We start from the raw sequence: 23,627 nt of genomic DNA, 5'->3' as shown, positions 1-23,627 counted from the left end.
GAGGCCCGTGGCCGCTGCATTCGAGAACCTCGACACCGTTTCCGTCGCCGCACAGGACCCCGAGCGGTCCCAGCCGTGGTCCGATCTCGGGCTGAAGGCCGACGAGTACGCGCGCATCCGCGAGATCCTCGGCCGGCGTCCGACCAGCAGCGAGCTGGCGATGTACTCGGTGATGTGGAGCGAGCACTGCTCCTACAAGTCCACCAAGGTCCACCTCAAGCAGTTCGGCGAGCTGCCCCAGGAGACCACGGCCGGCAAGATGCTGGCGGGCATCGGCGAGAACGCGGGCGTCATCGACATCGGCCAGGGCTACGCGGTCACCTTCAAGGTGGAGAGCCACAACCACCCCTCGTTCGTGGAGCCCTACCAGGGCGCAGCCACCGGGATCGGCGGCATCGTCCGCGACATCCTGGCGATGGGTGCCCGCCCGGTCGCGGTGATGGACCCGCTGCGCTTCGGCCCCCTCGACGCCGACGACACCCACCGGGTGCTCCCCGGGATCGTGGCCGGCGTCGGCGGCTACGGCAACTGCCTGGGGCTGCCCAACATCGGCGGCGAGGCGGTCTTCGACCCCACCTACCTCGGCAACCCGCTGGTCAACGCTCTCTGCGTCGGCGTGCTGCGCCACGAGGACCTGCACCTGGCCAACGCCTCGGGCGTCGGCAACCAGGTCATCCTCTACGGCGCCCGCACCGGCGGCGACGGCATCGGCGGGGTCAGCGTGCTGGCCAGCGAGACCTTCGACGCCAACGACGACGGCAGCTCCGGCCCCGCCAAGCGGCCCAGCGTCCAGGTGGGCGACCCCTTCATGGAGAAGCTGCTCATCGAGTGCACCCTCGAGCTCTTCGCCGCCGGCGTGGTCGCCGGCATCCAGGACCTCGGCGGCGCCGGGCTCAGCTGCGCCACCTCCGAGCTGGCCAGCGCCGGCGACGGTGGGATGCACGTCCACCTCGACCGGGTCCCGCTCCGCGACTCCTCGCTGGCCCCCGAGGAGATCCTGATGAGCGAGTCGCAGGAGCGGATGATGGCGGTCGTCGAGCCCGCGGACGTGGCGACCTTCCTGGGCATCTGCGCCAAGTGGGACGTCGAGGCGGTCGTGGTCGGCGAGGTCACCGACACCGGACGGCTGGAGATCGACTGGCACGGCGAGCGGGTGGTCGACGTCCCGCCGCGCAGCGTGGCCCACGACGGTCCCACCTACCAGCGCCCCTTCGCCCGTCCGTCCTGGCAGGACGCCCTCCAGGCCGACGGTGCCGAGGCCCTGCCGCGGCCGGCCGGCGGCGAGGAGCTGCGCGAGACCCTGCTGCGCATGGTGGCCAGCCCCAACCTCTGCGACAAGTCGTGGATCACCGACCAGTACGACCGCTACGTGCGCGGCAACACGGTGCTCGCCCAGCCGTCGGACAGCGGGATGATCCGCATCGACCCCGACACCAACCTCGGTGTCGCGGTCTCCACCGACTGCAACGGCCGCTTTGCCAAGCTCGACCCCTACACCGGCGCGCAGCTGGCGCTCGCCGAGAGCTACCGCAACGTCGCCACCGGCGGGGCCCGCCCGGCCGCGGTGTCGGACTGCCTCAACTTCGGCAGCCCCGAGGACCCCGACGTGATGTGGCAGTTCGCCGAGGCCTGCCGCGGCCTCAAGGACGGCTGCCTCGAGCTGGGGATCCCGGTCACCGGCGGCAACGTGAGCCTCTACAACCAGACCGGCGAGACCGCGATCCTGCCGACCCCGGTGGTGGCGGTGCTCGGTGTGGTCGACGACGTCACCAAGCGGGTGCCGAGCCACTTCACCGCCGAGGACGAGCAGGTCTTCCTGCTCGGCGAGACGCGCGAGGAGCTCTCCGGCTCCGAGTGGGCCCACGTCGTGCACGGCCACCTCGGTGGCATCCCGCCGCGCGTCGACCTGGCGGCCGAGCGCGCGCTGGCGGCGCTGCTCGCCGAGGCGGTCGGGAGCGGCGTGCTGAGCAGCGCGCACGACCTCTCCGACGGGGGCCTGGCCCAGGCGCTGGCCGAGGCGACGTTCGGCCGAGGCATCGGCGCGCAGGTCTCGCTGGGCGAGGTCGGCGACCCCTTCGTGGCCCTGTTCTCCGAGTCCGCGGCCCGGGTGCTGGTCACCGCACCCGCCGACCGGGCCGAGGCCCTGCAGGTGCTGGCCGAGCGGCACGGCGTGAGCCTCACCGGGCTGGGGGTCACCGGCGGTGCCGAGCTGGCCGTGGACGGCGAGTTCAGCGTGCCCGTCTCGCAGCTGCGCGACGCCTGGGCGGCGACCCTCCCGGCCGTGCTGGGCTGACGGGGCCGGCCATGACCGTCGTCGTCCTCCCCACCCCGGCCCTGCGCGAGGCGGTGGGCGAGGTCGAGGGCGCCGAGGTGGTGGTCTGGGCCGGCGCAGACCCGCCGCCGCGCGCCGACGAGGTCGAGCTGGTGGTGGCGCCGTACGACACGGGTGGGCTCCCGGACCTCTCCGGCCTCCCCGCCCTGCGGGTGGTGCAGGTGCAGTCGGCCGGCTACGACGGGATGGTCGCGCAGCTGCCGTCGCCGGCGCACGGCGAGGGCGTGGTGCTGTGCAACGCCACCGGCGTCCACGACGACGCGACCGCCGAGATGGCGCTCGGGCTCACCCTGGCCAGCCTGCGGGGGATCGGCGACGCGGTGCGCGACCGCGGGCAGTGGGGGGTCCGCGACCTGGGGCGCCGCTCGCTCGCCGACAGCCGGGTGCTGGTGCTGGGCTACGGCTCCATCGGCCGGGCGATCGCGGAGCGCATGCTCGCCTGCAAGGCCGTGGTGACCGCGGTGGCGAGCCGCCCGAGGGCCGACGACCTGCTCGGTGAGGTGCACGGCGTCGCGGAGCTGCCCGGCCTGCTGCCGGACCAGGACGTGGTCGTGGTGGTGCTGCCGCTCACCGACGACACCCGCCGGATGGTCGACGACGGGTTCCTCGCCCGCCTGCCCGACGGTGCGCTGGTGGTCAACGTCGGCCGCGGGCCGCTGCTCGACACCGAGGCCGTGCTGGCCCATGCCGGACGACTCTCCTTCGCCCTCGACGTCACCGATCCGGAGCCGTTGCCGCCCGACCACCCGCTGTGGACGGCCCCCGGGGTGCTGGTCACCCCGCACCTGGCCGGCGGCACCACCGCGATGCTGCCGCGGATGGCGGACCTGGCGCGCGCCCAGATCGAGGCCTACGTGGCCGGGCGCCCGCTTCGCAACGTGGTGCACGACCCCGCCGGGGCCTGACGAGTCACCACCGGGTCACGGGCCGGGCGGCGTCGTCCGCTCTCGGAACCAGGTCGTGGTGCCCGGTGCCATCCCGCGCGACTTCGGCGTCTGCGGTGCCGGCACCACGATGAGGGCCGCCTCCTGCGGCAGCGCCCACTTCAGGGCGTGGTAGACGACCGAGAGAGTCTCGGTGCTCTCGATGGCCAGCAGTCCGGGCGCGATCTCCCTGGCCTCCAGCCAGGGACCGTCGAGGTCCTCGGGCGGCTCCGAGGTCCAGGCGAGGAAGGCGGTCACGACCGCGATCCTGCCAGCCCTTGTCCTCCGCCCGCGCACGACACATCATCGAGACATGGACACCGACCTCGTGATCAAGCTGGTCGTCCTGGCCGTCGTCCTCGGTCTGGTCTGGGTGCTGGCCGACTGGGCCCGCTACCGCGAGCGGGCGCGGCGGGTGGGCCGCTCGCTCCACCTCGTCGACCCGGAGCCGCCCACGCCGGTCAACCCGCCGATCGAGCGGATCGCGGCGGACGCCCAGCGCATCGGCACCGAGATCAAGCAGGCCCCACCGGGCGCGCCCGTCGCCCGGATGCGCGGCTGGCTGGCCGCCTACGACGACGTGCTGGTCACCGCGTGCCGGGTGCTCGAGCTCGAGGAGCGGCTCAGCGAGCTCCCCGCGGGCACCCTGCACGACCTGGAGCGCGAGCGCGTCGAGCGGATGCTGGCGCGGGCGGGCTTCCCGCTCGCGCGGGCGAGCTGACGCGGGCTCCGCGCGCCGGCTCCCGGCCCCGACGGCTAGGGTCGACGCCATGCCCGCCCGACTCCGCCGAGCCGACCCCGCAGCCGTGGCGGAGGCGCTGGCCCGTCCCGAGCCGACGGCCGCGGACCTCAAGCTGCTGACCAAGCACTTCATGGCGGTGCTGGCCGAGCGGGAACCCGGCAACTCGGTCGAGGTGCGGGTCCCGCCGTACGCCGCGGTGCAGGTGATCCCCGGCGTCCGGCACACCCGCGGCACCCCGCCCGCGGTGGTCGAGATGGACGCCGCCACCTGGGTCGCGCTGGCCACCGGCAAGCTCCACTGGGCCGACGCCGAGGGAGCGGGCTCGCTGCGGGCCAGCGGGCAGCGGGCCGACCTCACCCCCTACCTGCCCCTCGTGGAGGATTGAGCCATGCCCACCTCGCCCGTGCTCTCGCTGCGCTCCCTCCACCTCCGCACCGAGCTGGCGCTCCTCGAGCGCAGCGGCTCCGAAGTGGAGGACCGTGGCACCCACCTGGTGGTCCGCACCCCTGGCAACCCCGACTTCTACTGGGGCAACTTCCTGGTGCTCCGCGCGCTGCCGCTGCCGGGCGGCGCCCGGGAGGTGATGGGGGCCTGCTTCACCGAGTTCCCCCAGTCGCGGCACCGCTCGATCACCTTCGACCTCACCGAGCCGCTCGGCGACGACCCGGTGCTGGCCGAGTTCGTGGACGCCGGGATGACCGCGAGCACCTCGGTCGCGCTCACCGCGACCGCCCTGGTGCCGCCGGCCCACCCGCACCCCGACGCCGTGCTGCGGCCGCTGGCCGGCGACGACGACTGGGAGCAGCGGGTGGCGCTCGCGCTCGCAGTCACCGAGCTGTCGCGCCGCACCGTGGAGCCCTACGCCCGGGGCCGCGTCGCCGCCGAGCGTGCCCTCGAGCAGCAGGGCCTCGGCCAGCGGTGGGGCGCCTTCCTCGACGACCGGCTGGTCGCCACCGCAGCCCTCTTCAAGGTCACCCACGACCTGGCCCGCTTCCAGGTCGTGGAGACCCACCCCGACTTCCGCCGTCAGGGGCTCGCCGGCAGCCTGGTCCACCGGGTCGGCGAGCACGGGCTCTGTGAGCTGGGCGCGGGTCGGCTGGTGATCGTCGCCGACGCCGACGACGACGCGATCCGGCTCTACCGGTCGCTGGGCTTCGAGGGGACCGAGCAGACCACCGAGCTCGAGCAACTGCCCTGAACGTATCGTGGTGGGCATGACTGCTCAGCTGCGTGACAAGGTCCAGCAGGTCCTCCCCGGCATCCGCCGCGACCTGGAGGACCTGGTCCGGATCCAGTCGGTCAGTGCCGACCCGGAGCGGGCCGGCGAGGTCGAGCGGAGCGCGGAGGCCGTCCGCGCCCTCTTCGAGGCCGAGGGCTGCACCGCGCGGGTCACCCGCTACGGCGACGACGGCGCTCCGGCGGTGATCGCGCACAAGTCCGGGCCCGAGGGCGCGCCGACCGTGCTGCTCTACGCCCACCACGACGTGCAGCCCGAGAACGACCACGCCGACTGGGACTCCCCGCCGTGGGAGCCGACCGAGCGCGACGGCCGCCTCTACGGTCGCGGAGCGGCCGACGACAAGGCCGGCATCGTCGCCCACCTGGCCGCCCTGCGGATCTTCGGCGACGACCTCCCGGTCAACGTCGTCGTCTTCATCGAGGGCGAGGAGGAGGTCGGCTCCGAGACGCTGGTGCCGCTGCTGCGCCAGCACGCCGACGAGCTGGCCGCCGACGTGATCGTGATCGCCGACTCCGGCAACTGGGACATCGGCGTCCCGGCGCTGACCACCAGCCTGCGCGGCCTGGTCCGCGCCACCGTCGAGGTCCGCACCCTGACGCACGCGGTCCACTCCGGCATGTGGGGCGGGTTGGTCCCCGACTCGCTGATGACCCTCTCCCGGCTGATCGCCAGCCTCCACGACGACCAGGGCAACCTGGCGGTCGAGGGCCTCCACTCCGGGCCCGCCGCCGACGTGGACTATCCCGAGGAGCGGCTGCGCGCCGAGTCCGGGGCCGTCCCCGGCCTCGGGTGGATCGGCTCCGGCTCCGCGGTGGAGCGCCTGTGGACCAAGCCGGCGCTGAGCATCACCGGCCTGGACGCTCCCCGGGTCGAGGGCGCCTCCAACACCCTGGTGCCCGCCGCCCGGGCGATGGTCAGCATGCGCATCGCCCCCGGCGACACCACCGCCAACGCGGCGCAGTGCCTGCGTGCCCACCTGGAGCGGCACCTGCCCTGGGGTGCGGAGCTCACCGTCACCGTCGTCGACACCGGCGAGGCGACCCAGATCGACGCCACCGGCCCGGCCTACGACGCGGCCCGCGCCGCCTTCACCGAGGCCTGGGACGGCACGGCCCCGGTCGACATGGGCGTGGGCGGCTCGATCCCCTTCATCGCGGAGTTCCTCGAGACCTTCCCGCAGGCCAGCGTGCTGGTCACCGGCGTCGAGGACCCCGACACCCGGGCGCACGGCGCCAACGAGGGCCTGCACCTGGCCGAGTTCGAGCGAGTGGTGCTGGCCGAGGCGCTGATGCTCGCCAAGCTCGCCGAGCTCGCCGGCTGAGGATCGCCCGCTTCAGCGGGCCAGCGGCAGGGTGACGGTGAAGGTGGTGCCCTCGCCCAGGGTCGACTCGAAGGTGATCCGGCCGCGGTGCCGCTCGACGATCCGCTGCACGATGGTCAGGCCCAGGCCGGTGCCCGGCTGGGCGACGGCGGTCGGGTTGGTGGAGCGGAAGAACTCCTGGAAGAGCTTCTCCTGGTCCTCGGGGGAGATGCCGAGCCCGGTGTCGGAGACCTTCAGCTCGACGATGCGCCGCTTGGCCTCGAGCGAGACGGTCACGGTGCCGCCCTCGGGGGTGTACTTGGCGGCGTTGCTGATCAGGTTGGCGCAGATCCGGTCCAGGCCCGACTCCTCGGCCAGCGCCAGCACCGGCTCCCGCGGCGCCTCGACGACGACCTTGAGCTCCTTGCGCTCCAGCGTCACCCGGAGCAGGTCGAGCACGTCGTGCACGATGTCGGTGACGTTGACCGGCACCGGCTTGAACTCCACGTGCGGGTCGCCGACCCGGGCGAGCACCAGCAGGTCGTCGATGAGGCGCTGCATCCGCACCGCCCCGCGCTCCATCGAGGAGATGGAGCCACGCACGTTGCCGACCAGCCCCGGTACCGACTCCAGCATCTCCACGTGGCCCAGGATCGAGGTCAGCGGGTTCTTCAGCTCGTGGGCGATCGTGGCGATCAGCCGGCTCTTGTAGCCGTTGAGCTCGCGGAGCTCGTCGATCAGGCGCCGCTCGCGCTCGAAGGTGCGCGCGTTGAGCAGGGCGCGGCCCAGGTCGTGACCGATGTCGAGGGCGGCCTGCTTCTCGATCGGCGACCAGTCCAGCCGGCCGCCGCGCCGGGTCAGCACCAGGTTGCCCAGGCACTCCGGGCCCGCGCCCAGCGGCACGAAGAGCATCGAGGTGACGTCGATGGTCCTCATGAACTCGGTGATGTGCTGCTCCTGCTCCGGCGACATCACCCCCAGCGCGGGGATGACGTCGTTGAGCACCACGACGTCCTGGATCTTCCACAGCATCCGCGCCGACGCGCGGGCGATCTCCTTGAGCTCGTCCTCGAGCCGGATCTCGGCGCCGTTGGAGGCGTAGACCGCGCCGCTGCCCTCGCCGTCCTCGTCGAAGGTCTGGATCCACATGCCGAAGGAGTTGAAGGCGGTGGTCAGGGCGGGCTGGGAGACCTCGATGATCCGGTCCATGGAGAGCTCCGAGCTCACCTCCCGCACGATCATCCGGGCCGCGTCGGCCAGCCGCACCTGCTCGGCGAGCTCGGCGCGCTCGAAGGCGGTCAGGACGGCGCGGCGGGTCTGCTCGGCGTAGCGGCGCAGCTCCTCGCGCTTCTCGGGGCCGGGACGGCGGCGGTCGAGCGGCAGGTCGACGGAGAGCAGGCCGCGCAGGACGCCCTCGTCGTCGTAGATGGGCGCCATCAGCAGGTCGAGGGGGTGCCACATGTCCGGGTCCTTGGGGATCTCCAGGTCCGGCACCCAGCCGAGCGTCTCGATGTCGAGGCTCATCCGCTCCTGCGGGACGAAGCGCAGCGCGCCCCACTCCTCCGAGGTCGCCAGCTCGAGCTCGATCTCGTCGATCGGGGTGCGGTGGCCGAGCAGCTGCTCGCGTGCCTCGATGCTGCCCGCGACGGCGACCATCTCCAGGGTCCGGTCCTCGCGCGCCACGCTGATGGCGGCGACCTCGAAGCCGACCACCTCGGTGACGCCGACGGCGATGTTGTGCAGGGCGTCGACGAACACGGCCTCAGCGTGTGTCTCGCTCATGCGGATGGTTCTCCCGGTCTCAACGCCGCAGTACGGCTCTTGCGATAATGCCCTACTGAATAGTAAGGGCGCTTCCCGAGAGCGGGCGGCCGATTACGAACATTGACGCCGCCGCCGCACGTGTGCCCATCGGAACGGGTTCTCAACCCCGTGATCGCGATATTCGGCTGTGTCATGCGACACCCGCGTTCCGCCGTACACTGGACCCGTGGCCCAGTCCAGCAGCACGCGCAAGGGTGGGGACGGTCGTCTCTCCCAGGCCCTCGACCCCCAGGAGCTGGGCCCCCAGGACGCGTGCGGCGTCTTCGGCGTCTGGGCCCCCGGTGAGGACGTCGCCAAGCTCACCTACTTCGGCATCTACGCCCTGCAGCACCGCGGCCAGGAGTCGGCCGGCATCGCGGTGAGCAACGGTCGCCAGATCCTCGTCTACAAGGACATGGGGCTGGTCTCCCAGGTCTTCGACGAGTCGACGCTGGAGTCCCTGCGCGGCCACCTGGCCATCGGCCACGCGCGCTACTCCACCACCGGCGCCAGCACCTGGCACAACGCGCAGCCGACCTTCCACCCCACGGAGAGCGGCTCGATCGCGCTGGCCCACAACGGCAACCTGATCAACACCGCCGAGCTCGCCGAGATGGTCACCGCCGGCGAGCTCGAGGGGCTCCTCGACGTGCGGGTCCCGGTCTCGACCAACGACACCAGCGTGGTCACCGCCCTGCTGGCGCACCACCCCGACTCCACCGTCGAGGAGCGGGCGATGGAGCTGCTGCCCCAGGTCAAGGGCGCCTTCTCCTTCGTCTGGATGGACGAGCACACCCTCTACGCCGCCCGCGACCCCCAGGGGGTGCGGCCGCTGGTGCTGGGCCGGCTGGAGCGCGGCTGGGTGGTCGCCTCAGAGACCGCCGCCCTCGACATCGTGGGCGCCTCCTTCATCCGCGAGGTCGAGCCGGGCGAGCTGATCGCCGTCGACGAGGGTGGGCTGCGCACCCGCAGGTTCGCCGAGGCCGCCCCCAAGCACTGCCTCTTCGAGTTCGTCTACCTGGCGCGTCCCGACACCCTGATGAACGACCAGCGGGTGCACAGCGTGCGGGTCGACATCGGCCGGCGGCTGGCCCGGGAGTTCCCGGCCGAGGCCGACCTGGTGATGCCGGTGCCCGAGTCGGGCACCCCGGCCGCCATCGGGTACGCCGAGGAGTCCGGCATCCCGTACGGCGTCGGCCTGGTCAAGAACTCCTACGTCGGGCGCACGTTCATCCAGCCCTCGCAGACCATCCGCCAGCTCGGCATCCGCCTCAAGCTCAACCCGCTGCGCGACGTCATCGAGGGCAAGCGCCTGGTCGTCGTCGACGACTCCATCGTCCGCGGCAACACCCAGCGGGCCCTGATCCGGATGCTGCGGGAGGCGGGCGCCCGGGAGGTCCACGTGCGGATCTCCTCCCCGCCGGTGAAGTGGCCCTGCTTCTACGGGATCGACTTCGCCAGCCGCGCCGAGCTGATCGCCAACGGGTTGACCACCGAAGAGATCCAGCGCTCCATCGACGCCGACTCCCTGGGCTTCATCGGCCTCGACACGCTCGTCGAGGCCACCACGGTGCCCAAGGACGACCTGTGCCGGGCGTGCTTCGACGGTCACTACCCGATCGCGCTGCCCGACCCGACGCTGCGTGGCAAGGGCGTGCTGGAGAAGACGGGGGACGCCTGCGGCGGCTTCGCGGTCGCCGGCCCGACCGACGTCGACGGCCTCACCGCGTCGCTGAGCGGCGCCGGCGCGGCCGACGCCCTGCGCCGCCCGTGACACCGAGCCCCCTCCTCAGCCCAGCCCCGTCCGCCAGGAGTACGCCGTGACCGACGCCCAGCCCACCCCCGGGCAGAACGCCTACGCCGCCGCCGGAGTCTCCATCGAGGCGGCCGACCGGGCGATCGACCTGATGAAGACCTGGGTGGAGAAGGCCCGACGACCCGAGATGATCGGCGGGCTGGGTGGCTTCGCCGGGCTCTTCGACGCCTCGGCGCTGACCCGCTACACCCGGCCGCTGCTGGCCACCTCCACCGACGGGGTCGGCACCAAGGTGGCGATCGCGCAGGCCATGGACGTCCACGACACCATCGGCTACGACCTGGTCGGGATGGTCGTCGACGACCTGGTCGTCTGCGGCGCCGAGCCGCTCTTCATGACCGACTACATCGCGACCGGCCGGGTGGTGCCGGAGCGGATCGCGGCGATCGTCAAGGGCATCGCCGAGGCGTGCGTGGAGGCCGGCTGCGCGCTGATCGGCGGCGAGACGGCCGAGCACCCCGGGCTGCTGGCCCCCGACGAGTACGACGTGGCGGGGGCGACCACCGGCGTGGTGGAGGCGGACCGGCTGCTCGGCCCGGGCCGGGTCCGGCCGGGCGACGTGGTGGTCGCCATCGAGGCCTCCGGGCTCCACTCCAACGGCTACTCGCTGGTGCGCCACGTGCTGCTCGGCGACCCCGCCGACGGCGGTGCCGGCTGGGCGCTGGACCGGGAGGTCCCCGAGCTGGGGGGCACCCTGGGCGAGGAGCTGCTCACCCCGACCCGGATCTATGCCAAGGCCTGCCTCGAACTGGCCGACGTCACCCGCACCCACGCGATGTCCCACGTGACGGGCGGTGGGCTCGCGGCCAACCTGGAGCGGGTGCTGCCCGAGGAGCTGGCCGCCCGGGTCGACCGGTCGACGTGGACGCCCCAGCCGGTCTTCGACCTGGTCCGCCGGGTCGGCGGGATCTCCCAGCCCGACCTGGAGGCGACGCTCAACTGCGGGGTCGGGATGATCGCGCTGGTGCACCCCGACGACGTGGACACCGCCGTGGCGACCCTCGGCCGGCACGGGATGCGCGCCTGGGTCGCCGGCGACGTCCGGGCCGCCCAGGGCAGCGGCGAGGCGGGGCGCGTCCTGATGGAGGGGCAGCACCCGGGCTGGTGAGAAGGCGCTCGCGGATTGCGCTGCGAGCGAACGCCGCGGTCTCCGAGCGCCCAAACGCCGGGCCGGGTGTGCGAGAACGCCCCACCACCGGGTAGCGTGATCCCCACGAGTATCCAGTCAAGAGACCGGGCGCCGCGGCCTATGGGCCAAGAGCCCCGGCCAAGCGTGCGAGGGGGTCGGACCCTATGGGGCGCGGCCGAGCGAAGGCCAAGCAGACGAAGGTCGCCCGCGACCTGAAGTACCGTACTCACGAGACGGACTTCGGGGCGCTGGCCAAGGAGCTGCATGGCGAACCGGACAGCAGTAGTACCGCCACCGCGGACGACGCGGAGGTGGACTATCTCGACGACTGGTCCGACTACGCGGATCCGCCGCGGCGCGACTGAGGCCGCCGCGGCCACCGCGGTCACCGGGTTCTCCCTGATCCGCCGGTCACGGCAGGTCTGAGAACGCGCGCCCTGGCCTGGCTGGCATCTGCCAGGCACTGCCAGGGCGGGCCAGAGGTCCGGCTCTCAGGACGGACTCTCAGGGCAGGTGGATGCCGCGCAGGCGGCCGACGTCGCGCATGCGCCGTTCGGCCAGCCGGTCCGCGGCGACCGCCGGCGGCACGCCGTCGCGCGCGGCCAGCTCGAAGACCGAGCGGGTGGTGTCGAAGATGCCGGCTGCGCGCTGCTCGGCGCGTTCGAAGGAGAACCCCTCGAGCTCGTCGGCGACCTGGATCACGCCGCCGGAGTTGACGCAGTAGTCGGGGGCGTAGAGGATCCCGCGCTCCTGGAGCGTCTTCTCCACCCCCGGGTGGGCGAGCTGGTTGTTGGCGGCGCCGCAGACCACGCGCGCGCTCAGCGCCTCGACCACCGTGTCGTCGAGCGCGCCGCCGAGCGCGCACGGGGCGTAGACGTCGAGCTCCTCGACGACCAGGGCCTCGGTCGAGGCCACCACCCGCACGGTCGGGTGCTCCTGGCGGATCCGCTCGATCGCCGGGGCCCACACGTCGGTCACCACGACGTCGGCCCCGTCCTCGAGCAGGTGGGCCACGAGGTGGCGCCCGACCTTGCCCACCCCGGCGACGCCGACCGTACGGCCGGCCAGCGAGGTCGAGCCCCACACGTGCTCGGCGCTGGCCCGCATGCCCTGGAAGACGCCGTAGGCGGTGAGCACCGAGGAGTCGCCGGCGCCGCCGTGGGCGACGGTGCGGCCGGTGACGAAGTCGCACTCCCGGGCGATGTGGTCCATGTCCTCGGAGGTGGTGCCCACGTCGCAGGCGGTGAGGTAGCGGCCGTGCAGCGACTGCACGAAGCGGCCGTAGGCTCGCAGCAGCGCCTCGGACTTGTCGGTGCGGGGGTCGCCGATGATCACGGCCTTGCCGCCGCCGAGGTCGAGGCCGGCCAGCGCGTTCTTGTAGGACATCCCCCGGGAGAGGGCCAGCACGTCGCGGACCGCGTCGTCGGTCGAGGCGTAGGGGTGGAAGCGGGTGCCGCCCAGGCCCGGGCCCAGCGCGGTGGAGTGGAGGGCGATCACCGCGCGCAGCCCGGAGGCCGGGTCGTGGCAGAAGACCACCTGCTCGTGCGAGCCCTCGGCGAAGACGTCGACGCCGCCGGGCGTGGACGTCCCCGGCGTGGTGGGGGAGTCGGGGCTGATCGAGGGACTGGTCACGGGAGGTCCCGCTTCCTCCGGCAGGGCCGGTTCGTCGCGGCCACATCGGTGGTGTGGCGCTGGGTGGTCGGCCACGGGGTGTGTGGCCTGCCTCACGAAGCCTAGTGCGGCTCCGCCGCGGGGTCACACGGGGTGCTCCCCGCGCCGGTCTGCGCCATCAGGACCACGTCGCCGTGCGTGCCGTAGCCGAGCAGCTGGCCGCCCGCCCCCCGGCCGTTGAAGGTCACCATCCGCCAGCCCTGCCCGCCGGGCAGCAGGGTGGGCCACGGCAGGTTGGTCGGGTAGGGCGCGTCGAGCTCGCCGACCTCGCGCAGGTCGAGGTCGAAGACGGGGAAGCGGGCCCGGTGCTCGCGCCGGTTGTCGCGGCCGTCGCTGGCCAGCACCCGGACCGGCCCCTCGGCGCCGTCGAGGCGCAGCAGGGTCACCCCCTCGGTGGCCCGCCGACCGGTGGCGGCGGCCCGCAGGGAGAGCCGCTCCAGCGAGGGGCCCGTGGCCAGGCACGGGTGGAAACGGAAGAACCGCCGGGCGCTGGCGAAGCCGACGAGCCAGGTGTCGCCGTCGCGCAGCAGGTGGGGGTCCCACACCCCGACCGAGGTCAGGCCGTCGGTGGGCAGCGGGAGCTCGCGGGTGTCCAGGACGTGCTCGCCGGCGATCACCCCGGCGTCGGTCTCGGCCAGGGTGCAGCGCACCGCCGGGTTCCGCACCCGGTCGAAGTCGCCCCAGGTGCTGGTGGCGACCAGCCACCGGTCGTCGTCGCGGAGCAGGTGGACGGCGTGGTCGCCGTAGACCCCCGGCCGGTCCGGGCGCCGGAAGTAGAGGTCGGCGCTGTGGGTCAGCTGCGAGGAGTCGGGGGCCAGGCGCCACACGCTGGTGTGGGCGGTGTCGAAGAAGCCGGGCCCGGCCGAGGTCGCGGTCAGCAGCCAGTCGCCCCGGTGGCGCACCGGGCTGCCGTCGGCCTCGGTGACCACCCGCACGTCGCGCAGCCCGAGGTGGCCGAACCCGCCGCTCTCCAGGCTGGTGACCAGGGCGCTGTCGGAGCGGTGGCCCAGGTGGATCCCGGCGAGCCAGTCCTCGTCGTGGGTGTCGAGGCGACCGGCGAGGTCGACCCGGCCGCGTGCGGTCCAGCGGCCGTCCTCGCGGCACAGCAGGGTCAGGTGGAGGCCGGTCAGGGTGAGCGCCAGGGCCGAGGGCCGCCCCTGGGCCCGGCCGTGCCGGCGGCTGCGGTGGGTGGTCGAGCGCAGTGCCGTGTCGACGACGTCCAGGCCGACGGCGCCGGTCCCGGGGACGTACCAGCCGCGCAGCCGGGTCTGTCCGGAGCCGAGGGTCAGCTCCACCCGGTCGCGGTCACCGGCCCGGCCGGCGCTCCCGGCCGGCGGCCCGGCGGGCCCGGGGCCGGCCGGCTCGCCGAGCTCGGCCACGAGTGCGGCGTACGGCGCCGGACGCGGCGCGGCGAACCACGAGGAGGTGCCGTCCACCGGGAGCGTGGTCGCGGTGGCGGGCGAGACGAGGGCGAAGGGCCGCTGGCGCGCGACGATCTCCAGGGGCGGCAGCACGCGCACATCATCGCAGCCACCCGGCGCCGGTCCCGGGGCCACCACGGCGAAGCGCCCGGTTCGGGACGTGAACCGGGCGCTTCGCTTGCTTGTGGGCAGGGGCGGGGTCGAACCGCCGACCTTCCACTTTTCAGGCGGACGCTCGTACCAACTGAGCTACCTGCCCAAGCGCAGGGAAGCCTACAACAGTCGGTGGCCGCGGGGGCACACCAGGGGGGCGACATTTGGGTGCGCCACGCGCGGCGCCCTAGGATGGCGTGCGCACGCTGGCCCCCATCGTCTAGCGGCCTAGGACGTCGCCCTTTCACGGCGGTAGCACGGGTTCGAATCCCGTTGGGGGTGCGGTCCAGACCCGGGGCGGCCTCGATTGTGAGTCCCGCCGGGGGATGGGTTAGAGTTTCCCCCGCTCCGCAAGGAGAAAGAAAACTACACAGCTTGGCCCTGTAGCGCAGTTGGTTAGCGCGCCGCCCTGTCACGGCGGAGGTCGCGAGTTCGAGTCTCGTCAGGGTCGCCACCAGATGCCCCGGACCACATGGTCCGGGGCATCTTCTCGTCCCGCGTAGGGTGGTGCCATGCAGGTCTCCCGTGACGTGTTCGACTCGTTGGTGGAGAAGGCCCTCGACGAGATCCCAGCCGAGCTGACCGCGCTGATCGACAACGTGGTGGTGCTGGTCGAGGACGAGCCGCCCCCCGACGACCCCGACCTGCTCGGCTACTACGACGGGGTCTCCCTGACCGAGCGGCCAGCCAACCACTCCGCCGCGCTGCCCGACCGGATCCTGCTCTTCCGCGCTCCGCTGCTGGACATGTGCGTCGACGCCGAGGAGCTCGTCGAGGAGATCCGGATCACCGTGGTCCACGAGGTGGCCCACCACTTCGGCATCGACGACGCGCGGCTGCACGAGCTCGGCTACGCCTGAGCGGCGTGTGGCCCCCCGCGGGCGGCAGGGACGGCAGGGACGGCAGGGGGTGCGACGCCCGGGTCAGGAGACGTTGCTGTTGGCGGCCGGGGCGTTCTGGGCGGTCCACGGGACCGGCGGCTTGCCGCTGACCTGCTGGATGAACTGGTCGAGCAGCCACTCCTGGAGGTTGCGCTGCTCGGGGGAGCGGGCCAGGGACAGCAGCCGCTGGGCGCGGCAGAACGCGTCGGCGAGGTCGAACATCTCCAGCATGGTGCCGAAGATCTGCGCCGACTCCGGCGAGGCCTGGAAGGTGAGGTCGCCCCGGCGGTCGCCGGTGCGCAGGGCCTGGCCGACCCGGTCGAGCATCTCGGGGGGGAACTGCCGCTCGAATGTGGAGAACATGTGCGAGAGGTCGCGGGCCAGCGGGTAGTCGGCCTCGTGGGCGAGCGCGAGGAGGCGCAGCTCGCGGCGCAGGTTGTTGTACTGGGTGAGCACGCTCAGGAACAGCTTGAGGTCGACGTCGAGCAGCCGGACGGTGACCGCCCCCGGAGGCTGGCGCCATTCGGTGTCGGGGTCGGCGACGATGTCGATGACGCCTTCGCGCTGACCGGCCTCCTCGAGGTTCGAGGCCGGTTCGAACCAGACGACCTTGCCGTCCCGCTCGATCGAGGCCCCCCACGCCACCGACGACATGGCCACGATCGACAGGCCGCGACCGAAGGTGGTGAGGAACTCGTCGAGGTCGCTGTCACCCGCGTCGTCCATCGAGGGTGCACCCATGACCGGTGGACGCCTGGACCCGTCGAAGACCTCGATGCGGGGATGGTCGCGGGTGCCACGGACCCGGACGCTGATCGGGTCCTGCCCGTGCAGGATCGCGTTGGTCACCAGCTCGGAGACGCCCAGCTCGGCGCAGTCGAGGAGGTCGTCGCGCCCCAGCTCCCTGCACAGCCCCAGCACCCAGCGCCGAGCGTCCGCGACGGCGCTCGGTGCCGGGTCGAGAGGCAACGCATCCTTGTTCAGGGGCAAGTGGTCGGTCCTCGAGTGGCAGACGGTGATGGTGGTGTAGCCCAGCAAGGCGCGCTTACCCGTGTCGCGTGCCGCGCAAACATCGGGGGTGTGAACCCCGTGTTGCAAGTTTCAACATAACGGCTCAGTCGCCCGTCCGCTGTGAGCGAGAAGACTCGTCCCACGTTTCGGTGTCGGCGCTCCCGCGCGGGAGAATGGGTACTTATCCCGTCCTGACGCGTCCAGCCAGGCCCCGCCTCTTCCCCAGGAAGGTCACGCCGTGCCCCCCCACGAGTCCCCCGACCACGCGTCCGCCGAGGACGCGTCCCCCCACCGCCACCGTGTCGTGGTGATCGGCTCCGGGTTCGGCGGGCTCTTCGGGACCAAGGCGCTGCGTCGCTGCGACGTCGAGGTCACCCTGGTCGCCAAGACCACCCACCACCTCTTCCAGCCCCTCCTCTACCAGGTGGCGACCGGCATCCTCTCCGAGGGCGAGATCGCACCGCCGACCCGCGAGGTCCTCTCCAGCCAGCGCAACGCCCAGGTGCTGCTGGGCGAGGTCACCGAGATCGACCTGACCGCCCGCACGGTCACCTCCCAGGTGCTCGGCCGCTCGTCGGTCACCCCCTACGACTCGCTGATCGTGGCCGCCGGCGCCGCCCAGTCCTACTTCGGCAACGACCAGTTCGCCGAGCACGCCCCGGGCATGAAGAGCATCGACGACGCCCTCGAGCTCAGGGGCCGCATCTTCGGTGCCTTCGAGCTCGCCGAGCTGGGGGCCAAGCGGGGCGAGTCGGTCGACCACCTGCTCAACTTCGTGGTGGTCGGTGCAGGCCCGACCGGTGTGGAGATGGCCGGCCAGATCGCCGAGCTGGCCCATCGCACGCTGCGCAAGGACTTCCGCTCGATCAACACCCGGCAGGCCCGGGTGATCCTCGTCGACGCGGCCCCGCAGGTGCTCCCGCCGTTCGGCGCCAAGCTGGGCGACAACGCCCGCCGCGAGCTCGAGGAGCTGGGGGTCGAGGTGATGCTCGGCGCGATGGTGACCGACGTCGACGAGCGCGGACTGGTGCTGAAGTACAAGGACGGCCGCACCCACCGGATCGACGCGGTCACCAAGATCTGGGCCGCGGGGGTGCAGGCCTCGCCCCTCGGCAAGCAGCTCTCGGAGCAGACCGGCGCCGGGCTCGACCGGGCCGGCCGGATCAAGGTCAACCCCGACCTGACGCTGCCGGGCCACCCGGAGGTCTTCGTCGTCGGCGACATGATCTCCCTCGACAACCTGCCCGGCGTCGCCCAGGTGGCGATCCAGGGCGCGAAGCACGCGGCCAAGGAGATCGACGGCCGGCTGCGCGGCAAGGCGTCGCAGGGGCCCTTCAAGTACTTCGACAAGGGGTCGATGGCGATCATCAGCCGCTTCAACGCGGTCGCGATGGTCGGCCGGCTCCGGCTGACCGGGGTGACGGCCTGGCTGATGTGGCTCTTCGTCCACCTCTTCTACATCACCGGGTTCAAGAACCGGATCACCGCGCTGCTGCACTGGGCCATCTCGTTCGTGGGCCGCGGTCGCCAGGAGCGGACCACCACCGAGCAGCAGATCTTCGCCCGCACCGCGCTCTCCCGGCTCGATGGTGGGGTGGCCGGGCTGGTCTCCGAGCCGGGCGAGTACGACGCCGCCCGGCGCGACGCCGAGGAGCGGCGGCGCAGCGAGCTGGAGGAGCAGGCCCGCGAGGAGGCGCGGCTCACCGACGACGGGCAGCGCGGCACCGCGGCACCCAGCCGGGTTGCGGGCTGAGCGGGGCTACTCGAAGCGGTCGGGCTTCTCGGCGGTGGCGGCGTCGAAGAGGCCACGGGCCCACTTGGGGACGATGAAGACGCCCTCGGCCTCGATCGTGGGACCGTCCTGGTCGCCGATGGTGCCGCGCGCCACGGTCTTGTAGCCGTCACGCTCGGCGATCCACGCCTCGCAGCGCAGCGTGCCGAGCCGGGTGGGCCGCTTGTAGCGGATCGTGAGGCCTCCCGTCATCCCGGGCCGCCCTCCGGCTCCGCAGGCCTCCCCGAGCGCCTGGTCCAGGATCAGGGCGCTGACGCCGCCGTGGACCAGGCCGGGCGGGCCCTCGTAGACGGCCCCGAGCTCGAAGTCGGAGGTGGCGCGGCCCTCGGGGTCGCGGACGAAGTCCAGGGGCGGAGCCACCGGGTTCCGCAGGCCCACCACCGCGTTGCCCCAGGCGCGGGTGCTGCCGTCGCTGCTGTAGTGGACGCCGAACGCGCCGTCCAGCTGGCTGGCGCGCAGCCGCGCGGTGATCGCCTCGATCTCCGCCTGGGCGCGGCGGAGCTCGTCCTCGGCGACGGTGGTGCGCAGGGTGGCGTCGGCCAGCTCCCGCACGCTCTGGGTGAACGGGCCGTAGAGCGCCTCGCGGCGTGCGAGCTCGTCGGGGGAGAGGTCCTCGTGCTGGTAGCCGTGCATGCGCGGAGTCTAGGCGCGCTCAGCCCGCGCTCTTCGGCAACGCGAGGCCGAAGGTGGTCGTGGGGTGGTCGACCAGCGCGAGGTGCCCGCCCAGCGACGAGGCGAGGTCCGCCGCGATCGCCAGGCCCAGGCCACGTCCCTCCGCCTGCGACGACGTCGCGCCGCGGTGGAAGACCGTGTCGTCGATGGTCCGCGGGCCCTCGTCGGAGACCAGCAGCTGGTGAAAGTCGCCCCGGTCGCGCAGGCTCAGCGTGATCCGGCCGCGCCCGTGGGAGCACGCGTTCTCGATGAGCACGTCGAGCACCTGGATCACCGGGCCCGGCACCACCTTGGCCGGGGTGGGGACGGACTCCTCGTGGACGAGGGTGTGGCCGTGCTCCTCCACCTGGCGCTGCCAGCGGTTCGCCACGTCCTCCAGCAGCACGTCGAGGTCCAGCTCGACGGCGTCGCCCAGCCGGCGCCCGCGGGCCAGCTCCAGGATCTCGGTGATCGAGCCGCTGAGCCGGTCGAGCTCGGAGAGGTAGCTGACCAGCTCGTCGGCGACCTGGGGCGGGGTCTCCGGCCACATGGAGAGGTCCTCGAGCTGGAGGCGCAGCGCGGTGATCGGGGTGCGCAGCTGGTGGGAGGCGTTGGCGGCGAACTCACGCTCCCGGGTGACCAGCTCGTCGAGCTGGCTGGAGCCGCGGCGCAGCGCCTCGCCGATCGCCTCCGCCTCGGGGATGCGGTAGTGCGGGAAGTGCACGTCGAAGCGACCGCGCCCCAGGTGCTCGGCAGCCTGGGCGAGCTCCCCGAAGGGCCGGGAGAGGCGCCGGGCCAGGAAGTAGCCGACCGCCCCGGCGACCGAGACCAGACCGAGCCCGATGAGCACCAGCGGCAGCAGCGCCTCCGAGACCCGCTCGTCGACCAGCTCCCCGGACTCCGAGACGGTGACGGTGCCGCCCCCGGCGACGGGCCGGGAGGCCACGATGTCGTCGGCGCTCGGGGCCGGGCCCGCGCGGAGCACCTGGCCCGCCGGGTCGACGTACTCGACGGTGAAGCCGGGCTTGCGGTGGGTCTCGAGGAACTCCTCGGTGGTGGGCTCGTCCCGGGCGGAGCGTTCCGAGATGGCCAGGCTGAAGAGCTCGGCGGAGTTCGTGGTGAGGCGGGTCTCCTGGTCACGCACCATGTCGGCCAGCAGGTAGGCACGCGGGATCCCGTAGAGGAGCACCACCGCGACCGCGAGGCCGATGAACCCGGCGATGAGCCGTTCACGCATGCGGGCGGTCCTCGAGCCGGAACCCGACTCCGCGCACCGTGGTGATCTCCACCGGGGCCGAGGCCTCGTCGAGCTTCTGGCGCAGGCGGCCGACGGTGGCGTCCAGCGTCTTGGTGGAGCCGAACCAGTTCGCGTCCCAGACCTCGTTGATCAGCTGCTCGCGCCCCACCACGGCACCGCGGGTCGCGTCGAGCACCGCGAGCACGTCGAACTCCTTGGTGGTGGCCGCGAGCTCGTGGTCGGCGATCCAGATGCGCCGGGCCGCCACGTCGACGCGGAAGCCCGTGGCCGGCGCGGCCGGCTGCGAGGGCGACTCGGCGCGGGCGCCGGAGCCGTGACCGCTGCGACGGAGCAGGGCGCGCGCCCGGGCGAGGAGCTCGGCCAGCCCGAAGGGCTTGGCCAGGTAGTCGTCGGCGCCGACGTCGAGCCCGACCACCCGGTCCAGCTCGCCGTCACGGGCGGTGAGGATGATGATCCCGCCGACGAAGCCCTCCTCGCGGGCACGACGGCAGACGTCGAGCCCGTCGGCGTCGGGGAGACCGAGGTCGAGCAGCAGGAGGTCGATCTCGCCGCTGGCGAGGCGAGGCAGGGCGGGCAGCCCCTCGGCGAGCCGTTCCACCTGGTAGCCCTCGCGCTCGAGGGTGCGGACCAGCGGAGCGGCGATCTTGTCGTCGTCCTCGACGACGAGCACGTGGGTGGGCATGGTCAGAGAGGATACGGGCGGCGCGCCGACTGTCTCCGCTCCCGGCGGACGCGGGAGTCCACGAGGAGCAGCACGGGGAGCAGCGCGCACGCGGCGACCAACAGCACGCGGACGGCGTTCAGCTCCTCGGGCCCGGAGGCGCCGGGCATGCCCAAGGTCAGGGTGAGCACGACCCCGCCCAGGACCGCCAGCGAGAGCACCGCCGCGAAGAAGCGTGACTCGAAGGAGTTGGTGAGCCAGACCGCGGTGGCGGCGACGACGGAGACCACGAGGCCGATGCCCTCCAGCAGGAGGACGGTGGTGCTCGGGCCGGCCAGCATCGGCGGCACCAGCAGGAGCCCGATGAGCAGGGTGGTCGCGGCCGCGAGCCGCGAGGCCAGGGTGGGGTGGTGTCGTGTCATCAGAACTCCCGGTCGGGCGTGCCGGACTCGGTGACCGAGGCGCTGGACGAGGGGCGGCCGAGCAGGTCGCGGACCTGGTTGGAGGGCGACCACACCATGTGCGTGCTGCGGGTGACGACCCCGCTGACCAGGCCGGAGGAGTCCTCGAAGACCACCGTCACCACGGTGCGGTACTTGCCACCGGAGAGCTCGGTCCTGGCGGTCATGGTGGAGCGCAGGGTGAAGGGGAGGAAGACGTAGTCCTGGGCGAGGTTGACCTCCCCGAGCTTGACGTCGAGGACCTCGAGCTTGTCGCTGGTGAAGAAGCCGATGCCGAACCGCGTCTGGACCGGGAGGGGGTTGCCGTTCCACCCCGACGAGATGCTGGTGAGGTCGACCTGCCGGTTGAAGGTGAAGGTGATGCTGTCGCCGGCGTCGATCTGGCCGGGGGTCCCGCCGCCGTTCGCCGTCTGCACGTCGGCCGCGGCCAGCGGTGAGCCGACGTCGACGGTCCGGTTGGTGACCGGGGTCGAGGTGGTCGAGTTGCCGACCTTGTCGGTGGCCACGGCGCGGAAGTCGTAGTGGCCGTCGGCCAGCGGGGGGGAGGCGATGGTGCAGCTCCACGAGGGGGCGGTGACGGAGCAGAGGTCCTGGTAGCTCTGGGTCCCGGTGGGGGCGTGCTGGATGACCACGTCCTGGACCCCCGAGCCGGCGTCGGCGACGCCGGTGACCGCGAAGGTCCTGGCCCCGGTGATGGTGGCGCCCGGGTCGACCATGGTGACGGTGGGACCGAGGTTGTCCGCCGTGGTGCGCACCACCGTCGAGGTGGCCTGGTAGCCGGCCTTGTCGACCGCCTGCGCGCGCAGGGAGTACTGGCCGGCGCCCCGCGAGGTGGTGTCCCAGGAGCAGGAGTACGGCGCGGCGGTGGGCGCGCAGAGCACGGTCCAGCTGCCGCCGGGGGGCAGCAGCTCGACGGTGACCTTCGCGATCCCGGAGCGGGCGTCGGCGGCGGTGGCGGTGACCGGGACGGTGCCGCTGACGAACGGCGCGGTCGGCGCGGTGAGCGAGACGGTGGGCGGGGTCCAGTCGTGGGCGGCCGAGACCGACGCGGTGCTCTGCGTCTTCGCCGAGAACACCGCGGCGGAGAAGCCGGGGAAGGCGATCGCGAGGACGCCGGCCAGGAGGAGGGCACCGACCAGGTTCACGGGGCGGAAGGCCTTGCTCATGCGTCCTCCTCTCGGGGCTGGACTGGTGGGGGCGGAGCGGGGTGGGTCTCTGGCGCTGGGTCCCACGCTAGTGAATGACCCACCACCGCTCTTCCACAGGACGACCCCGGGAGTTCCACCGTTTGCTACGCGGAGAGGCGCTCCGACGGGGCGGAGCGCAGCGACCGGACGTCGGCGAGCTCGACGCCCGGCTCCGGGTCGTCGGCCTGCCGGTCGTCGTCCGGGTGACCGTCCTTGCGGCGCAGGGCGGCGACCAGGTCGCGCAGGGCCATCAGCGCGATGATCCCGGCGGGGACCCCGATGACCAGCTTCCGGTGGTCGGGGTCGGCGAGGAAGATGAAGGCGTAGCCGAGGTAGGGGATGTCGTAGCTCGCGACCGGCTGGGTCTCGGCCAGCAGGCTGAACTTCCAGGGGTCGACGTCGGGGTTGGCGTCGCCCTTGGTGCGGTAGACCCGGACGCCCTTCTCGTCGGTGCCGATGGAGCTGATGCGGTGGGTGACCAGCGTCGTCACCCCGCTGTCGGACGGCGGGAGGTAGGTGATGACGTCGCCGACGGCGAGCTGGTCGACCGGCACCTCCTTCTCGAAGACGATCGAGCCCTTCTCGATGGTCCCGGCCATGGAGCCGCCCGTGATGATGTAGCGCTCGTAGCCGAAGAACGACGGCACCAGGTAGGCGGTGCAGCCCGCCATCACGGCGACCAGCAGCACCGTGTTGAGCAGTCGTACGGGCCGGCGGAGGGCCTTGCCGAGCTTGTTCACGGGGACTCCTGGTCTGCGGTGCTGGGTGCGTGGCGGGCTGGTGCGGACGAGCTAGGCGCGGCTGCGGCTCACTGGCCGGTGGGGGCGGCCAGCTGGACGGAGTCCCAGGTGTAGACGGCGTTGGCGGTCTTGCCCTGGTTGTCGTTGCCGGCGTTGGGGGCGAGGGCGACGGTGAAGGTGTAGGTGCGGCTCTTGTCGGCGGCGATGGTGCCGAGGTCCTTGCGGATGCCGTCGGCGAGTCCGCCGAAGGTGCCGGTGTAGACGGGCTCGCCGCCGGCGGCGTCGGTGATGACGAGGGTGAGGTTGCTGGCGACGAAGGTGTTGGTGGAGGAGACCTCGGTGAGGCCGAAGTTGGCGTCGAGGGAGCCGGTGTTCTTTAGGGTCAGGGTGCCGTTGACGGTGTCGCCGGGCTTGATGTTGTCGAGGGCGAAGATGGCCTGGCCGGCCTTGGAGTT

General features: G+C 72.7%; 23 protein-coding genes and 3 tRNA genes. 13 read left to right on the top strand and 13 right to left on the bottom strand.

Annotation, left to right across the window (positions count from 1 at the left end):
- Positions 1-7 precede the first annotated feature (7 nt).
- Positions 8-2,293: a phosphoribosylformylglycinamidine synthase subunit PurL gene (gene purL, locus AC4BG9_RS08645; RefSeq protein ID WP_490570686.1), complete on the top strand. Its 2,286-nt coding sequence runs from the start codon at positions 8-10 to the stop codon at positions 2,291-2,293.
- Positions 2,294-2,304: 11 nt separating this feature from the next.
- Entirely contained in the window at positions 2,305-3,237 is a 933-nt protein-coding gene (locus tag AC4BG9_RS08640; RefSeq protein ID WP_490570685.1) for a 2-hydroxyacid dehydrogenase, read from the top strand.
- 15 nt (positions 3,238-3,252) lie between these two features.
- Here the strand turns inward: AC4BG9_RS08640 and AC4BG9_RS08635 are convergent, their stop codons facing one another.
- Positions 3,253-3,513 carry a hypothetical protein gene (locus tag AC4BG9_RS08635; RefSeq protein WP_490570684.1) on the bottom strand — a complete coding sequence of 87 codons (261 nt, stop codon included), beginning with the start codon at positions 3,511-3,513 and terminating at the stop codon, positions 3,253-3,255.
- A gap of 55 nt (positions 3,514-3,568) precedes the next feature.
- Between AC4BG9_RS08635 and AC4BG9_RS08630 the strand changes: the two genes are divergently transcribed.
- From AC4BG9_RS08630 to AC4BG9_RS08615, 4 genes are read left to right on the top strand one after another with little or no spacing between them, the layout of a single operon-like run.
- Positions 3,569-3,976 carry a hypothetical protein gene (locus AC4BG9_RS08630; RefSeq protein ID WP_490570683.1) on the top strand — a complete coding sequence of 136 codons (408 nt, stop codon included), beginning with the start codon at positions 3,569-3,571 and terminating at the stop codon, positions 3,974-3,976.
- A 49-nt stretch (positions 3,977-4,025) separates the two neighbouring features.
- Complete coding sequence (locus AC4BG9_RS08625; protein WP_490570682.1) at positions 4,026-4,382, top strand: sterol carrier family protein; 357 nt, start codon at positions 4,026-4,028, stop codon at positions 4,380-4,382.
- Between the two features lie 3 nt (positions 4,383-4,385).
- Complete coding sequence (locus tag AC4BG9_RS08620; protein WP_490570681.1) at positions 4,386-5,195, top strand: GNAT family N-acetyltransferase; 810 nt, start codon at positions 4,386-4,388, stop codon at positions 5,193-5,195.
- A 16-nt stretch (positions 5,196-5,211) separates the two neighbouring features.
- On the top strand, positions 5,212-6,558 hold the full coding sequence (locus AC4BG9_RS08615; protein ID WP_490570680.1) for a dipeptidase: 1,347 nt from the start codon (positions 5,212-5,214) through the stop codon (positions 6,556-6,558).
- Positions 6,559-6,570: 12 nt separating this feature from the next.
- On the opposite strand, the gene AC4BG9_RS08610 is transcribed toward AC4BG9_RS08615, so the two are convergent.
- Positions 6,571-8,319, bottom strand: a complete 1,749-nt coding sequence (locus tag AC4BG9_RS08610; RefSeq protein ID WP_490570679.1) for a sensor histidine kinase — start codon at positions 8,317-8,319, stop codon at positions 6,571-6,573.
- A 208-nt stretch (positions 8,320-8,527) separates the two neighbouring features.
- Between AC4BG9_RS08610 and purF the strand changes: the two genes are divergently transcribed.
- The 3 genes from purF to AC4BG9_RS08595 all read left to right on the top strand — a co-directional run bounded on the left by purF (position 8,528) and on the right by AC4BG9_RS08595 (position 11,650).
- A complete protein-coding gene (purF, locus tag AC4BG9_RS08605; protein WP_490570678.1) occupies positions 8,528-10,114 on the top strand; it encodes an amidophosphoribosyltransferase in 1,587 nt (528 codons plus the stop codon).
- A gap of 46 nt (positions 10,115-10,160) precedes the next feature.
- Entirely contained in the window at positions 10,161-11,264 is a 1,104-nt protein-coding gene (purM, locus tag AC4BG9_RS08600) for a phosphoribosylformylglycinamidine cyclo-ligase (protein ID WP_490570677.1), read from the top strand.
- 185 nt (positions 11,265-11,449) lie between these two features.
- Positions 11,450-11,650 carry a DUF3073 domain-containing protein gene (locus tag AC4BG9_RS08595; protein WP_490570676.1) on the top strand — a complete coding sequence of 67 codons (201 nt, stop codon included), beginning with the start codon at positions 11,450-11,452 and terminating at the stop codon, positions 11,648-11,650.
- Between the two features lie 139 nt (positions 11,651-11,789).
- Here the strand turns inward: AC4BG9_RS08595 and AC4BG9_RS08590 are convergent, their stop codons facing one another.
- From AC4BG9_RS08590 to AC4BG9_RS08580, 3 genes are all read right to left on the bottom strand, one after another.
- Positions 11,790-12,917, bottom strand: a complete 1,128-nt coding sequence (locus AC4BG9_RS08590; RefSeq protein ID WP_490570675.1) for a Glu/Leu/Phe/Val dehydrogenase dimerization domain-containing protein — start codon at positions 12,915-12,917, stop codon at positions 11,790-11,792.
- Between the two features lie 101 nt (positions 12,918-13,018).
- A complete protein-coding gene (locus tag AC4BG9_RS08585) occupies positions 13,019-14,470 on the bottom strand; it encodes a hypothetical protein (RefSeq protein ID WP_490570674.1) in 1,452 nt (483 codons plus the stop codon).
- A 92-nt stretch (positions 14,471-14,562) separates the two neighbouring features.
- Positions 14,563-14,636: transfer RNA gene (locus AC4BG9_RS08580), tRNA-Phe, on the bottom strand.
- Positions 14,637-14,739: 103 nt separating this feature from the next.
- On the opposite strand from AC4BG9_RS08580, the gene AC4BG9_RS08575 reads away from it, so the two are divergent.
- From AC4BG9_RS08575 to AC4BG9_RS08565, 3 genes are all read left to right on the top strand, one after another.
- Positions 14,740-14,812 (top strand) — tRNA-Glu (locus AC4BG9_RS08575).
- Between the two features lie 95 nt (positions 14,813-14,907).
- A tRNA-Asp gene (locus AC4BG9_RS08570) sits at positions 14,908-14,984 on the top strand.
- Between the two features lie 58 nt (positions 14,985-15,042).
- Positions 15,043-15,390, top strand: coding sequence for a metallopeptidase family protein (locus tag AC4BG9_RS08565; RefSeq protein WP_490570673.1), 348 nt, complete (start codon positions 15,043-15,045; stop codon positions 15,388-15,390).
- 63 nt (positions 15,391-15,453) lie between these two features.
- On the opposite strand, the gene AC4BG9_RS08560 is transcribed toward AC4BG9_RS08565, so the two are convergent.
- Entirely contained in the window at positions 15,454-16,401 is a 948-nt protein-coding gene (locus AC4BG9_RS08560) for an ATP-binding protein (protein ID WP_490570672.1), read from the bottom strand.
- Positions 16,402-16,660: 259 nt separating this feature from the next.
- On the opposite strand from AC4BG9_RS08560, the gene AC4BG9_RS08555 reads away from it, so the two are divergent.
- A complete protein-coding gene (locus tag AC4BG9_RS08555; RefSeq protein WP_490570671.1) occupies positions 16,661-18,175 on the top strand; it encodes an NAD(P)/FAD-dependent oxidoreductase in 1,515 nt (504 codons plus the stop codon).
- A 6-nt stretch (positions 18,176-18,181) separates the two neighbouring features.
- Here AC4BG9_RS08555 and AC4BG9_RS08550 read toward each other — a convergent pair whose 3' ends face one another.
- The 7 genes from AC4BG9_RS08550 to AC4BG9_RS08520 all read right to left on the bottom strand — a co-directional run.
- Positions 18,182-18,847 carry a PaaI family thioesterase gene (locus tag AC4BG9_RS08550; RefSeq protein WP_490570670.1) on the bottom strand — a complete coding sequence of 222 codons (666 nt, stop codon included), beginning with the start codon at positions 18,845-18,847 and terminating at the stop codon, positions 18,182-18,184.
- Between the two features lie 19 nt (positions 18,848-18,866).
- Positions 18,867-20,102 (bottom strand): ATP-binding protein, encoded by a 1,236-nt coding sequence (locus AC4BG9_RS08545; protein WP_490570669.1) that lies wholly within the window; start codon positions 20,100-20,102, stop codon positions 18,867-18,869.
- Entirely contained in the window at positions 20,095-20,805 is a 711-nt protein-coding gene (locus tag AC4BG9_RS08540; RefSeq protein ID WP_490570668.1) for a response regulator, read from the bottom strand. The genes AC4BG9_RS08545 and AC4BG9_RS08540 overlap by 8 nt, the downstream gene beginning before the upstream one ends.
- Before the next feature lie 2 nt (positions 20,806-20,807).
- Positions 20,808-21,206: a hypothetical protein gene (locus AC4BG9_RS08535; protein WP_490570667.1), complete on the bottom strand. Its 399-nt coding sequence runs from the start codon at positions 21,204-21,206 to the stop codon at positions 20,808-20,810.
- The gene (locus AC4BG9_RS08530) at positions 21,206-22,411 is read right to left on the bottom strand and encodes an Ig-like domain-containing protein (protein WP_490570666.1); all 1,206 of its coding nucleotides are present in this window, start codon (positions 22,409-22,411) and stop codon (positions 21,206-21,208) included. The genes AC4BG9_RS08535 and AC4BG9_RS08530 overlap by 1 nt, the downstream gene beginning before the upstream one ends.
- A gap of 125 nt (positions 22,412-22,536) precedes the next feature.
- Entirely contained in the window at positions 22,537-23,172 is a 636-nt protein-coding gene (locus tag AC4BG9_RS08525; protein ID WP_490570665.1) for a signal peptidase I, read from the bottom strand.
- A gap of 68 nt (positions 23,173-23,240) precedes the next feature.
- Positions 23,241-23,627: hypothetical protein (locus AC4BG9_RS08520; RefSeq protein ID WP_490570664.1), on the bottom strand; the 387-nt coding region annotated here is incomplete at its 5' end.

The sequence above is a fragment of the Nocardioides sp. Z40_12 genome (assembly GCF_058215795.1).
Note: the sequence above shows the minus strand (reverse complement) of the source record. Positions and strands in the feature narration are given on the sequence as shown.

Bases quoted from the DNA above. Each gene is read 5' to 3' on its own strand.
- AC4BG9_RS08615 (WP_490570680.1), top strand. From the start codon at position 5,212: ATGACTGCTCAGCTGCGTGACAAGGTCCAGCAGGTCCTCCCCGGCATC.
- AC4BG9_RS08545 (WP_490570669.1), bottom strand. From the start codon at position 20,102: ATGCGTGAACGGCTCATCGCCGGGTTCATCGGCCTCGCGGTCGCGGTG.
- AC4BG9_RS08550 (WP_490570670.1), bottom strand. From the start codon at position 18,847: ATGCACGGCTACCAGCACGAGGACCTCTCCCCCGACGAGCTCGCACGC.
- AC4BG9_RS08620 (WP_490570681.1), top strand. From the start codon at position 4,386: ATGCCCACCTCGCCCGTGCTCTCGCTGCGCTCCCTCCACCTCCGCACC.
- AC4BG9_RS08640 (WP_490570685.1), top strand. From the start codon at position 2,305: ATGACCGTCGTCGTCCTCCCCACCCCGGCCCTGCGCGAGGCGGTGGGC.
- AC4BG9_RS08625 (WP_490570682.1), top strand. From the start codon at position 4,026: ATGCCCGCCCGACTCCGCCGAGCCGACCCCGCAGCCGTGGCGGAGGCG.
- AC4BG9_RS08610 (WP_490570679.1), bottom strand. From the start codon at position 8,319: ATGAGCGAGACACACGCTGAGGCCGTGTTCGTCGACGCCCTGCACAAC.
- AC4BG9_RS08535 (WP_490570667.1), bottom strand. From the start codon at position 21,206: ATGACACGACACCACCCCACCCTGGCCTCGCGGCTCGCGGCCGCGACC.
- AC4BG9_RS08595 (WP_490570676.1), top strand. From the start codon at position 11,450: ATGGGGCGCGGCCGAGCGAAGGCCAAGCAGACGAAGGTCGCCCGCGAC.
- AC4BG9_RS08530 (WP_490570666.1), bottom strand. From the start codon at position 22,411: ATGAGCAAGGCCTTCCGCCCCGTGAACCTGGTCGGTGCCCTCCTCCTG.
- AC4BG9_RS08540 (WP_490570668.1), bottom strand. From the start codon at position 20,805: ATGCCCACCCACGTGCTCGTCGTCGAGGACGACGACAAGATCGCCGCT.
- AC4BG9_RS08630 (WP_490570683.1), top strand. From the start codon at position 3,569: ATGGACACCGACCTCGTGATCAAGCTGGTCGTCCTGGCCGTCGTCCTC.
- AC4BG9_RS08565 (WP_490570673.1), top strand. From the start codon at position 15,043: ATGCAGGTCTCCCGTGACGTGTTCGACTCGTTGGTGGAGAAGGCCCTC.